Raw genomic sequence first — 12,964 nt, forward strand, 5'->3', positions numbered from 1 at the left:
AGATGGGGTACTTTAAACTACCGGAACGCCGCGAGGATAGATGTTATCCGAGGTGGGTGAAGCCGAAAACAAGGAAATACCCCCTTAAAAGAAAAAATGCCAGTCAGCTTAACTGACTGGCATTACAGCCTAGAGAGATGAATATGATCTGTAGATAAATCATCATTTCTGCTCCTCGTTGTCGCTACTGGGCTTGATATTAAAGCGCCGAACGAAGGCGATCATCGCGACTGCGGCGAGCAGTGCGAAGACAAGTGCCACATCGAGAATGCCCTGTGTCGTCGGCATGGACACACTGAGCAGCAAGACGATCGCAACGCCCGTAGTGCCAAATAACTGTGCGGCGAGCATCCGGTCGGCGGCTTCAGGTCCGCGCCAAATCCGCCAGAGGCCAGCAAGGAGACTGATAAGGAGAATGATGGCAGCGATAATCATGCTCTATCCTCTTTACTATTGCGCGGGGGATTAAGCTCGAGACCAAATAGCCGTGCCACCTGTTGCTCCGTTTCACGGGTTGCGGCGGCAATGTCTTCGTCGGTATCCAAGACATGCAGCGTTAACACATGATCCTTGATGTCGGCCGAAAGGGTGCCAGGTAACAGACTGATTAATAAAGTCAAAAAGACTCGGGGTCGGCCTTCTGGCAGTGTTAAAGGGTATTCGACAAGTCCCGGTTTTAAGGGTAATTTTGGGTGCAACGTGCGATAGGCAACATCGACACCGGCTCCGACTGATTTGTAGATGAAATGCAGGAAAAATGCAGGAATAGCTGTTAATTTCGGCGAATGGTCTTGAGCGTCCAGTTTCAACGAGAGAGCCGTGGCGATGAGGATGATTGGCACACCAAACCACCAACTGTAGGCGACACCTCCGGTGAGGAGCCACCAAAACAGAGTGTACATCAGACTGTAGGGAACCCCGCGCCTGATCGCGTGCATAGGCTGGCGCCCGTTACATCATGGCTTGCAGATAGCGCTCAACGCCAAGACGGCTAATGAGCTGGAGTTGCTGACGCAGCCAAAACGCGTGATCTTCCTCGGTGTCTTTGAGAATTTGCACCAGCATGTCGCGACTGACAAAGTCGTGTGCTTGCTCGCACAAGGTAATTGCTTCTTTCAGTTCCGATGCATTTTTGCGTTCAAGTTCAAGATCCGCTGCGAGCATTTCCGGCACCGTGTCGGCGTCGGGTAAAGGATGACGGGTTTCCAAGTCCGGCTTACCGCCGAGCAATAAAATCCGTTCGATGAGCATTTTCGCATGACCGCGCTCGTCTTCAGCCTCGTGGCTGATGCGCTCATAAAGTTTGCTGAACCCCCAGTCTTCGTAATACTCCGAGTGCTGAGTGTATTGGTCAATGGAGGTGAGCTCCCAGGCTAATAAACCATTTAATGCTTTGATAATATTAGACATTCTACCTCCTACAGCTGGCGTTGCAGATAATTTTCAATGCCGATGGTGTCGATCAAACTGCATTGCGTGTCGAGCCAATCTTGATGCTCTTCTTGCTGCTCAAGGATCTCGGCGAGCATGTGGCGGCTGACAAAGTCTTTTTCCGCTTCGCAGGTGCTAATGGCATCGCGAATGTAACGAATGTCTTCGCTTTGCAGCTTGTCGTCGAGACGAAGCATTTCTTTTGGCTCCTCGCCAATGTAAAGCTTGCCGAGCTCTTGCAAGTTCGGCAGGCCATCGAGCAGCAAAATACGCTCAATCACCTCGTCGGCATGCTTCATTTCTTTGATGGACGCTTTGTAAATACGCTCATTGAGCTCATTGAAGCCCCAGTTCTTAAACATACGAGCATGCAGAAAATATTGATTAATTGCTGTGAGCTTGCGTGTCAGCACTTTGTTGAGTGCCGCTAAAACCGTTGAATTTCCGCGCATGACCGATACTCCTTCGCTTTCGCTTTTCGCTTCAATGTCATAGCAACAGATTAGTAGATCTTGGCGGGATAGTAAAATGCAGATTTCTTTTTGTGACAAGGGTTTGGCGTTTCGGCTCGGAGCCGGAATGCTATTTCGCGCACACAAAAAAGCCCACCGAGGTGGGCTTAGCTGAAAAGTAGGGGATTACGAATAGGCGATATCGACGTCGAGCTGGCCTTGTGGGCTCGGTACGTGAATGTGCACGACTTCTTTGCGCGCGTGTATTGCATCGTGCAAAACGTCGCGGGCGCAGCAGGTGCATTTGCCGCACTGACTACCGACGCCAAACTCTTGACGTAAGTCGCGCATGGTGCGAGCACCTTGGTCAACTGCGCGTTGGATTTGTTTGTCAGTGACACCCTTACAAAGGCAAACGTACATAGTCGACACCACTTTCTTCGAGAATATGTAGCCATTTAAACACAAATGAGAATAGTTATCAATATGTTTCGCATTCGCCTTTGTGGGTACCTCGTTTTGCCGATACGTCCGCCGGTGGTTACAGTAGACCGGCGTATTTTTCGCGGGTTGTCGGACACCAGACGCTATGCTGAACACAGCCGATATGCGGTTGTTGCATCATCCACATGCACACACGGGACTGGCCAATTCCACCACCAATTGTTTGTGGCAATGCACCCGTTAGCAACTTTTGGTGCCATGGAAGTTGTGCACTTTCGCTCCGTTTGGCAAGTTGTAACTGACGAATTAAGGCCGCTCGGTCGACACGAATACCCATCGAGCTCAACTCTAAGGACTGCTCGAGAACCGGGTTCCAAACCAGAATATCACCGTTCAGTGACCAGTCGTCGTAGTCGGGAGCGCGCACATCATGGGCGGTTCCATCTTGCAATGGTCCGCCGATACCTTGAATAAACACAGCGCCGAACTCTCGAGCTGCCATGTGCTCGCGTTCCTTCGGTGTCAACGATGGATAGGCGGCACGTAGGCGTTCGGTGCTAATAAAGGTAATTTGCTCGGGAACTTCGAGTTCTGGGGCGACAAACTGCGACTGGTACTTTGTCAGCGTGGATCTTAATGCGCCATAGATAGCTTTGACGGTGCGGCGCAAGGTCTGTTCATCACGCGCGGTGTCGGCAATAACTTGCTCCCAGTCCCATTGATCAACATAAACTGAATGAATGGGCGATAGGCTTTCTTCGTCCGGGCGCAAAGCCTTCATTTGCGTGACGACGCCTTCGCCTTCACTGAATTCATATTGTGCCAACACCTGACGCTTCCACTTGGCCAACGAGTGCACAACTTCATACGACTTCTGCAGCGAGCGCACCGGCACCTGAACCGCTTGCTCGTGACCTGACAAAGTATCCTGAGTTCCTTCGAGAGGGTCAGTCAAAATTGGTGCCTGAACTTCAACTAGATTCAACGCTTGGCAAAGCTCATCAGTGAAGGTCGTGCGAATGAAACGGATTTCGTGTTGTTTACTTAAAAATGTTGCTTTCATGATGAGCTCCTTTGTTGTGTTGTTCTATTTATCGGTATTTAAGCGTTTTAATCAATACCGTTTTTCAAATAGGTGATTTTGATTGTTTTTCTTTTAATTAATTTCAAAAATGATAGATTTAATTTTATTGAGCGTGGTTAATCAGGAGTTTTGTTAGATGATCGACAATTTGGATAAAAACATCATTAACGCTTTGACGGAGAATGCGCGGCTTTCATATGCCGAAATTGCTAAAGACAACGGTGTTTCGCCGGCGACGGTGCACGTTCGGGTAGAAAAATTGCGCAAAGCGGGGGTAATTACGGGCGCGCGGACGACAGTTGATGCGCGCAAACTTGGTTACGACATTACCTGTTTTATCGGCATTATTTTGCGTCAGGCAGGGGACTACCCGTCGGCATTGGAGAAATTGCGGGGGCTACCGGAGGTGACTGAGGCCTACTACACCACAGGTCAATACAGCGTGCTGATTAAGGTGATGGTGCGCAATATCGACGACCTGCAGAAGCTGTTGGTTGAGCGACTGCAAGTGATTGAGGAGATCCAGTCGACGGAAACATTGATTTCGCTGCAAGCGCCGATACAGCGCAGTATTCGGGCCTAGCTTTTGGGGTCGGAGCCGGAATTCTAAGCTGCTGATTCAGATGACGTTTCTGAAAATGTACGTGATAGCTGATTGCGGCGGAATTGTATTGCGGCTCCGAGCCGGAATTCTAACTCGTTGATTTACCGTTGGATTCCAAAAATGTAATTACGGCACCGAGCCACAAAGGTAGTCGACGATGCTCTCTGCGGCCTGGCGGCCTTCGGCGATGGCGGTGACGACTAGATCTGCGCCACGGACCATATCGCCGCCGGCGAAGATCTTCGGATTCGATGTTTGCATCGGAAAAAGCGCATCATCTTCGGCTGCTTTTACGAGCGACCACTCATTCACCTCCACCCCATGCTCAGCGAGCCACGCGGGTGGATTAGCCTGATAGCCAAACGCCAGAATAACGTTGTCGGCGGGCATGACAAATTCAGAGTCAGCAACCGGTTCCGGGCGGCGGCGACCTGCTGCGTCGGCAGGGCCGAGGGCTGTGCGTACAAAGCGAACGCCCGTTACCTTGCCCGCCGTGTCACTCTCAATCGCCAATGGCTGCACGTTAAACTCAAACTGAACGCCTTCGTCACGCGCATGCTGCACTTCTTTGCGTGAACCCGGCATATTTTCTGCGTCACGTCGATATGCACAAACCACCGACGTTGCCTCCTGCCGCACAGCGGTGCGCACGCAATCCATCGCCGTGTCGCCGCCACCGAGAACCACAACCTTCTGTCCAGACAAGGATAAATAGGGATAATCCGTCATCGCCAATTCCATGATCTGAGCGGTGTTGCCAATGAGGTAGTTCAACGCTGGAACGACCCCTTGCGCATCAAGGCCGGGTAAGCCACCGTCGACGGCTTTATAGGTGCCAAGGCCGAGAAAGACCGCGTCGTAGTCGCGCAACAGCTCTTCAAATTGAACATCTTTGCCGACTTCGCAAGCGAGTTTGAACTCGATACCCATCGCTTCAAAGATTTCCCGGCGCTGCGTCATCACCGACTTTTCAAGTTTAAACGCAGGAATCCCGAACGTGAGTAGGCCACCGATTTCTGGGTATTTGTCATACACCACAGCATCGACACCGTTGCGGGCGAGTACGTCAGCGCAGGCCAATCCTGCTGGGCCAGCGCCAATGACAGCAACGCGCTTTCCAAGCTTTTCCACCGCCGACACATCGGGTCGCCAACCCATGGCGAACGCGGTGTCATTAATGTATTTTTCAATTGCGCCGATGGTCACCGCTCCAAAGTCGTCGTTTAGCGTGCAAGCGCCTTCACATAGGCGATCTTGCGGGCAAACGAGACCGCAAACTTCCGGTAAGCTATTGGTTTGATGCGATAACTCCGCGGCTTCGATAATTTTACCGGCCTGCGCCAACTCGAGCCATTGCGGGATGTAATTGTGCACCGGGCACTTCCACTCGCAATAAGGGTTGCCACAGTCGAGGCATCGATCTGCCTGCGCGGCGACCTGCTCTGCTGGCATCGCGTCATGAACTTCAACAAACTCAATACGCCGTTGCTGTAATGACTTTTTTGCCGGCTCAGCACGACCAACATCAAGAAACTGATAGATATTTTGTGCCATTACATCACCTCCACGCGAATTGAATTGGTCGAACGTGGCCGGTGGCCGAGGAGGTCGCTGAGCTCTCTCGCTTTTGGTTTCACTAAGCGAAACTTGGGTAGCCAATTCTGGAAATCAGCAAGAATCTGACGCGAGCGCTCACTTCCCGTATGTTCCATATGATCGTGGATAAAGCCGCGTAAGTGCTCTTGCAGAATAGGCTGCTCAATCGGCAAAACCTCAATCAATTCTGCATTGATTCGCTCTTGAAAATCGTCATCTTCGTCGAGAATGTAAGCCATGCCGCCGGTCATTCCCGCACCAAAATTAATCCCCGTTTTACCGAGGACGACGACAACGCCGCCGGTCATATACTCGCAACCGTTGTCGCCGATACCCTCGACCACGGCAATGCAGCCACTATTGCGCACGGCAAACCGCTCACCGGCTAATCCCGCAGCGAAAAGGCGACCGCCGGTGGCGCCATAAAGACAGGTGTTGCCCATAATCACCGCTTGATGCGAGGCGAATGACACGTCGCCTGCTGGTTTGATACTAATGCGACCTCCGGCCATGCCTTTGCCGACGTAGTCATTGGCGTCGCCGGTGAGGAAAAGGTGTAAACCCGGAGCGTTCCAAACGCCGAAGCTTTGCCCAGCTGTTCCTTGGCAATGAATTCGAATTGGGTTACCGGCCAAGCCTTGTAAATCGTGCGTTCGCGCAATCAAACCGGATAAAGCTGCGCCGATGGAGCGGTCATCATTGCGTACTTGAGTGCTAAAATCTTGGCTCTTGCGCGTTTGCACCGCCGAACGGCACATTTCCAATAGTTCTTGGTTTTTCTTGCCTTGATCATGCGGGATGTTTTTCTCGCAACAGAACAACGGCTTTTGTGACTTTATAGCAGCCGAGGCAAGTAGTGGCGCGAGATCGATTTTACTTTGTTTTTGTGACAAACCGGACTCAACTTTGGCCAGTAAATCCGTGCGTCCGATTAAATCGGTAATGTCGTTGACGCCGAGTTTTCTTAGGTAATACTCAACCTCAGCGCGAAGCAATTGAAAGTAGTTTTCGACTTTTTCGGGTAAGCCGTTATAGAACTGCTGACGAAGGGTAATGTCTTGCGTCGCGATACCGGTCGCGCAATTATTCAAATGACAAATTCTTAAATACTTACAGCCAAGTGCGATCATCGGCGCTGTGCCGAAACCGAAACTTTCAGCTCCAAGGATAGCGGCTTTAATGACGTCTAAACCGGTCTTTAAACCACCGTCAACTTGCAGGCGCACCTTGTGTCGCAAACCATTACTGACCAACGCTTCATGCACTTCGGCGAGACCGAGTTCCCACGGTGAGCCAGCGTATTTCACAGAGGTTAAAGGACTCGCGCCAGTGCCGCCGTCGTAGCCGGAAACGGTAATCAGGTCAGCGTACGCTTTCGCGACACCGGTCGCAATCGTGCCAATGCCCGGTTCGGAAACCAGTTTCACGGACACTAAGGCGTCAGGATTGACTTGTTTGAGGTCAAAAATTAGCTGGGCCAAGTCCTCTATCGAATAAATATCGTGATGCGGTGGAGGCGAAATTAACGTTACGCCTGGCACTGAATACCTTAACGTCGCGATTTCCGCAGTGACCTTTTCGCCTGGCAATTGACCGCCTTCACCCGGCTTGGCGCCTTGTGCGATTTTTATTTGCAACACATCAGCGTTAACTAAATAGTGCGGCGTGACACCAAAACGACCGGACGCGATTTGTTTGATCCGCGAATTCTTCAAGGTTCCAAAACGCTTGGGATCCTCGCCGCCTTCACCGCTGTTCGAATGCCCGCCTAAGCGATTCATTGCCACCGCGAGCGCCTCGTGCGCCTCTGGGCTCAACGCTCCTATCGACATCGCCGCTGTATCGAACCTTTTGAAAAGTGATTTAGAATCAGCAGGTTGTAGATGTGGCTCGGAGCCGGAATGCAAGTCCGCGACACTCGGAGGCGGCACATCAATCACCAGTAAATCGCGCAACATTGCAGGAGGGCGGTTGTTGACGGAGCGGCAATAGTCGAGATAGATCGACGGATCTTTCGTCGCCACCGCACGCTGCAACGTATTCACGACCTCGGGGTTGTAGGCGTGGTACTCACCGCCGTGCACATATTTCAATAAGCCGCCATGATTCAATGGTTTGCGTGGTAGCCAAGCCACCTTGTGGAGACGCTGCAAGTCTTGCGTGAAGTCCTCAAAACTGGCGCCGCCAATGCGCTTATGACAGACCGGGAAACACAGCTGTTGGACGTCGTCGGCAACCCCAACCAACTCAAAGAGGCCAGCACCGCGGTAGCTGGACACACAAGAAATGCCCATTTTGGACATGATTTTTAGCAGCCCTTTATTAATCCCATTGCGATAGTTTTCAACGGCTTGGCGAACAGAAATCGATAAATGATTTTGCTCGGCAAGTTGCTCAATCGTTTCATAGGCCAGAAACGGATAGACGGCGGTCGCGCCCAACCCAACTAACACGGCAATATGATGCGAGTCGCGTGCTGAGGCTGTTTCGACGATAATATTCGCGTCACAGCGAAGTTGTGACTGGACCAGCCGATTTTGCACCGCGCCGGTCGCCATCGCTGCGGGAATTGGCAGCTGCCCCTTGTTGATGTGCCGATCCGAAAGAATAATGATGACAACGCCATCGTCACGGACAGCGCGTTCGACATCGTCGCACAGGCCGACAATGGCTTGCTCCAACGTCTGCTCAGTGGCATTAAATTGCAACGAAAATACGCGATATTGATAGTATTCGTCGTTAAGATCTTTTAATTGCTTTAAGTCGGTGTACATCAGAATAGGGCTATCAAATAACACACGATGGGCATAGCCGGAGGTTTCGTTGAACATGTTTTGTTCACGCCCAATGCACGTTGCAAGCGACATTACCTGACGTTCGCGAATAGGGTCAATCGGCGGATTGGTCACCTGTGCAAATTGCTGACGGAAATAGTCATAGATTAGTCGCGGCTTGGTCGACAGCACAGCTACCGGCGTATCGTCGCCCATGCTGCCAGTAGCTTCTTGACCATCAGCGGCAAGCACCTGAATAACCTGATGAATTTCTTCGCGGCTATAATAGAACTGCTTGTGGAATGTCGCCATTTTCTCGTCATCGAAAAGGCGCTGACCAATCAGCTCGGCAGAGCACTCCGCGAATGGCCGCAAACGCAAAATATGCTCGTCTAGCCACTCCCGATAAGGATGGCGGGCTTTAAGATCTTCATCAATTTGTTTACTGCGCCAAATCTTACCGTTGTAGGTGTCCACCGCGAGCATCTCGCCCGGGCCTAAGCGACCTTTCTCGACCACGTCCTGTTCTTGGTAATCCCAGGTGCCAACCTCGGAAGCCACCGTAATAATGTTGTCGTTGGTGATGACATAGCGAGCCGGGCGCAGGCCATTGCGGTCGAGACTGCAAGCAACATGACGACCATTACTCAGCACCACGCCGGCTGGGCCGTCCCATGGCTCCATGTGCATCGAATTGAATTCGTAGAACGCACGCAAATCAGGTGCCATCGTCGGGTCGCCCTGCCACGCCGGCGGAATAAGGAGACGCATGGCCCGAAACAAATCCATGCCGCCAGCAAGCAGCATTTCCAACATGTTGTCGAGAGAACTTGAGTCGGACCCGTGCTCACTGACGAATGGAGCAGCCTGTTGTAAGTCCGGCAGCAACGGCGAATGCATCTTATAACTGCGCGCTTTGGCCCATTGTCGATTGCCCGCAATCGTGTTGATTTCGCCATTGTGGGCGAGGAAACGAAACGGCTGAGCAAGCGGCCAACGTGGTTGGGTATTTGTCGAAAATCGCTGATGAAAGACGCAAATCGCAGTTTTTAGGCGCTGATCGTTGAGATCTTGGTAAAAGTTCGCCAAGTCCTTCGGCATCATCAAACCTTTGTAGACAATGACTAAGCAGGACAGTGAAACCACGTAAAAATCGGCATCGTCAGTGATACGTTTTTCCGCGCGCCGACGAGCCATGTACAAGCGCCGCTCAAGGTCCTTTTTGCGCCAACCCGGTTGGGCAGAGACAAAAACTTGTTCAATATGCGGCTGCGTCGAGCCAGCGATTTCGCCAAGCACCTCTTGGTCGACAGGAACTTCACGCCAGCCGTTTACTGTCAGCGTTTCCTTTTGTAGCTCGTCCTCGAGAATCGCTTTCGCACGACGTCGCTTGATTGGGTCTAAACTGAGAAACACTTGTCCAACTGCGTACTTTTTACCCAAATGCCAGCCATTCTCAGCGGCAATCTCGCGGAAAAACGAGTCAGGGAGTTGCATCAACAGTCCGCAGCCATCACCTGTTTTACCGTCAGCGCCGATAGCGCCGCGATGCATCATGCGATCGAGCGCGGTAATCGAACGTTGGAGTATCGCATGGCTGGTTTCGCCATGAAGGTGCGCAATTAGGCCGAAACCGCAGTTATCACGCACCTGATTGGCTTGTGTTGATGCCGAGTAAAGTGACATAGACAACTTTCCTTCGTTTGTATACAGCCGTTTAACTTAACAGAAAACCTACATTTGCGGCTATAAATGCAGTGAATGGTTGGTATGTTATTTTCATAAAGTGTTCAATATCAGTGGGATATAATTTCGGCTCGGAGCCGGAATTGCATTTTGCGGGCACAAAAAAGCTCCGGCATTTCTGCTCGGAGCTCTGTCATTCAATAGTGAAACTTACGCGCTGGTGCGGATTCGTTGAATCAAATCAATAGTCCGGTTTGCATAAGCCCATTCATTGTCGTACCAAGCGTAAATCTTCACCTGGGTACCATTCACCACCAATGTTGAAAGGGCATCAATCACCGACGATCGCGGATCGGTTTTGTAGTCGATCGACACCAACGGACGCTCTTCGTATCCCAAAATGCCAGTCAATGCCTCACTTTGAGATGCTGCTTTTAACGCCGCATTCACTTCGTTAACCGTTGTAGATTTTTCAACCTCGAAAACGATATCGGTCAGGGAGGGGCAATCGAGCGGAACCCGCACAGCGTGACCGTTAATGCGACCTTCGAGCTCCGGAAAAATCGCAGTAATCGCCTTCGCCGACCCCGTCGTCGTAGGAATTAAAGAGCTTAGGGCTCGTGCCCGGCGAATATCTTTATGCGGTGCATCTAAAATGCTCTGTGAATTGGTTAGCGCATGAATCGTGGTCATCGACGCGTGCTTAATCCCGAAATGATCGTTGATGACTTGCACTACCGGCGCCAAACAATTGGTTGTGCACGACGCCGCGCTTACAATTGAATGCTCACGAGGATCGAAATCAGCATCGTTAACACCGACGACAATATTCGGCACGCCTTTGCTTTTCACTGGAGCGGAAACGACTATGTGATCGACCCCTTGGTCCAAGAGGGGTTGCAAACCCTCACTGGTCTTAAACACGCCCGATGCCTCTAGAACAATATCGCAGTTGGACCAGTCCACACTGCTGAGATCCTTGCTTTGGGTGAATCGCAAACGACGGCCATCGATTGAAAGAGTATTAGGAGCGCTCGTAATCTTACGATTCCAACGCCCGTGTGTGGAGTCAAATTCGAGCAAATGAGCCGCCATATTACCATCCATTCCCGGGTCATTAATCTGAATAAACTCTAATTCGTTTGAGCCAAATCCCGCGCGCAGCGCTAAGCGACCGATACGGCCAAAACCATTAATACCGACGCGAACTTTACGATTACTCATAACTACTCCTCGCTTGAAAGACCTGCAATAAGCATAGCTTACTTTAGCGCCAAATATGCTTTTTGTCGTAGATCACGAAATTATGATAATCGGGAAGTTAATGCATATCAGATAGATAGCATTCTGGCTCGGAGCCGGAAAGGGCATTCTGGCTCCGAGCCAGAATGAATTTGTCAGCGATATCGGAACCTAGGCGTGGTGGCGTGACAGCCTCGCAAACCGAGCTATGATGAGGGTGATAAACGGAAAAGCAGTGCAGAGGCAAGGAGCCCAACATGTCGCGCAAACATCGAGTGCATCATCCATTTTTAACTTTTCACGTTGTGCAGCGTGGAACGAATAAGCAAACAATATTTTGGCACCAGCAAGATGCCAATGTGTTTTTAAATTACCTGTTAACGGATTGCGTGCGCTATGGTGCAATCGTTCATAACTACGCAGTGATGAGTAATCACTTCCACTTGCTAGTCACGCAAGTCAAAAGGTCAGCGCTTTCGAAAGTGATGCAAAATGTTGGTAGTCGCTACGTCACTTTCATCAACAAAAAATACGAACGCGTCGGCGCACTTTTCCAAGGTCGCTATTTTGCTTCGGTGGTGCAAACCGAATCGTACTTGCTCAACACCATGCGCTACATCGAAAACAATCCAGTTCGTGCTGGAATGGCAAGATCCTTGTTTTCTGCTACGAACACCAGCTATCGAACCACTGCACATGGTAAACCCAGTTCCCTGGTTATCCCGCATCCGCATTTGTGCCAATATGGGGCAGATGCGGAAGAACAACGTAGATTCTACCAAGAATTTTGTCGCCAGCCGGTCGCTGAAGAAGAGCTGCATCAAATTCGAACGGCTTACCGACAACGGGTCGCGGTTGGTGATCGCGCTTTCAGTGAGTCGTTGGAGAAATTGACCGGTATTCGGCAACATTCAATTTTGCCAGGATCTGCGAAGGGTGAGAAAAAGAAGCTGTATATAATTGATTCTGACGACGGAAAACAGGACTACAGTTTCGAAAGCGAAGAGCGCCGAACTTTCGAGCAGGAACTTATCTTTCTGCATGATCAGCAAGCGGAAGCTTGGTATGAAATTAAACGTAGGCCACGATTGCTGGTGCGAAATGGAGATAAAAAGCCTGCAAAATGAATATCGATTGAGTTACCGAAGGGATTTAAATTTGAGCTGAATTTGAATTCACAATTAACTTAAGTGTGATTCATTTATGATTTTATAGGTGAATTTAGATTGATTTACATTAGAGTTCGAGTGAGTCGCAGGCGGTGGATACTTGAATCGCCTTTGGGTCAACTTTAACTCAAGTAAAGCTCGTTCATAGAGTATTCTGTGAACGCATCAATGCATCTATTATTCTTGCTGAACTCGCATAGAGTTGAATCTAAACTCGAATGCAATTACTTGGTGATTCATTTCTTTTCACTATTGATTCAATCCTAAAGTATTAGTAGCTCAATTATAATTCGCAATTAAATCAACCCAAAAGAACGCAGAGTGCAGTTATGGGCAACTGCAGAGAGTGTTCAATATTCTGTGTCAGCCAAGTTTTCATAGGTCTATATGATCATCCAGCCGGCCCTCGAAGTGGATGCTCAGTTGCGACAGCGTTAGGTTCCAGTTTTGAACTGGGTGTGACCAGCGCTCAGACGCTTTTA

General features: G+C 50.4%; 11 protein-coding genes. 2 read left to right on the forward strand and 9 right to left on the reverse strand.

What is annotated here, in order from left to right; genetic code table 11:
• Positions 1 to 162 precede the first annotated feature (162 nt).
• From LAT77_RS12275 to asnA, 6 genes are all read right to left on the reverse strand, one after another.
• Positions 163 to 435 carry a monovalent cation/H+ antiporter complex subunit F gene (locus LAT77_RS12275; RefSeq protein WP_290564856.1) on the reverse strand — a complete coding sequence of 91 codons (273 nt, stop codon included), beginning with the start codon at positions 433 to 435 and terminating at the stop codon, positions 163 to 165.
• On the reverse strand, positions 432 to 902 hold the full coding sequence (locus tag LAT77_RS12280) for a Na+/H+ antiporter subunit E (RefSeq protein ID WP_290564857.1): 471 nt from the start codon (positions 900 to 902) through the stop codon (positions 432 to 434). The genes LAT77_RS12275 and LAT77_RS12280 overlap by 4 nt, the downstream gene beginning before the upstream one ends.
• A 49-nt stretch (positions 903 to 951) precedes the next feature.
• Positions 952 to 1,410, reverse strand: coding sequence for a bacterioferritin (bfr, locus tag LAT77_RS12285; RefSeq protein ID WP_290564858.1), 459 nt, complete (start codon positions 1,408 to 1,410; stop codon positions 952 to 954).
• 8 nt (positions 1,411 to 1,418) lie between these two features.
• On the reverse strand, positions 1,419 to 1,883 hold the full coding sequence (gene bfr / locus LAT77_RS12290; protein ID WP_290564859.1) for a bacterioferritin: 465 nt from the start codon (positions 1,881 to 1,883) through the stop codon (positions 1,419 to 1,421).
• A 186-nt stretch (positions 1,884 to 2,069) separates the two neighbouring features.
• Complete coding sequence (locus LAT77_RS12295) at positions 2,070 to 2,306, reverse strand: bacterioferritin-associated ferredoxin (protein WP_290564860.1); 237 nt, start codon at positions 2,304 to 2,306, stop codon at positions 2,070 to 2,072.
• Between the two features lie 118 nt (positions 2,307 to 2,424).
• Positions 2,425 to 3,390, reverse strand: coding sequence for an aspartate--ammonia ligase (asnA, locus tag LAT77_RS12300; protein ID WP_290564861.1), 966 nt, complete (start codon positions 3,388 to 3,390; stop codon positions 2,425 to 2,427).
• Positions 3,391 to 3,547: 157 nt separating this feature from the next.
• On the opposite strand from asnA, the gene asnC reads away from it, so the two are divergent.
• Positions 3,548 to 3,994, forward strand: a complete 447-nt coding sequence (gene asnC / locus LAT77_RS12305) for a transcriptional regulator AsnC (RefSeq protein WP_290564862.1) — start codon at positions 3,548 to 3,550, stop codon at positions 3,992 to 3,994.
• A gap of 147 nt (positions 3,995 to 4,141) precedes the next feature.
• On the opposite strand, the gene LAT77_RS12310 is transcribed toward asnC, so the two are convergent.
• The 3 genes from LAT77_RS12310 to LAT77_RS12320 form a co-directional block, all read right to left on the reverse strand.
• Positions 4,142 to 5,569 (reverse strand): FAD-dependent oxidoreductase, encoded by a 1,428-nt coding sequence (locus LAT77_RS12310; protein ID WP_290564863.1) that lies wholly within the window; start codon positions 5,567 to 5,569, stop codon positions 4,142 to 4,144.
• Positions 5,569 to 10,071: a glutamate synthase large subunit gene (gltB, locus tag LAT77_RS12315; protein ID WP_290564864.1), complete on the reverse strand. Its 4,503-nt coding sequence runs from the start codon at positions 10,069 to 10,071 to the stop codon at positions 5,569 to 5,571. Before gltB ends, LAT77_RS12310 begins: the two co-directional genes overlap by 1 nt.
• Before the next feature lie 210 nt (positions 10,072 to 10,281).
• Positions 10,282 to 11,295 (reverse strand): ArsJ-associated glyceraldehyde-3-phosphate dehydrogenase, encoded by a 1,014-nt coding sequence (locus tag LAT77_RS12320; RefSeq protein WP_290564865.1) that lies wholly within the window; start codon positions 11,293 to 11,295, stop codon positions 10,282 to 10,284.
• Between the two features lie 275 nt (positions 11,296 to 11,570).
• Here LAT77_RS12320 and LAT77_RS12325 point away from each other — a divergent pair, with 275 nt between their 5' ends.
• Positions 11,571 to 12,440: a transposase gene (locus LAT77_RS12325; protein ID WP_290564866.1), complete on the forward strand. Its 870-nt coding sequence runs from the start codon at positions 11,571 to 11,573 to the stop codon at positions 12,438 to 12,440.
• The last annotated feature ends 524 nt before the right edge of the window (positions 12,441 to 12,964 follow it).

Origin of the sequence: Aliidiomarina sp. (assembly GCF_022565475.1) — a bacterium.
In the GTDB taxonomy this organism is placed as follows: Bacteria; Pseudomonadota; Gammaproteobacteria; order Enterobacterales; family Alteromonadaceae; genus Aliidiomarina.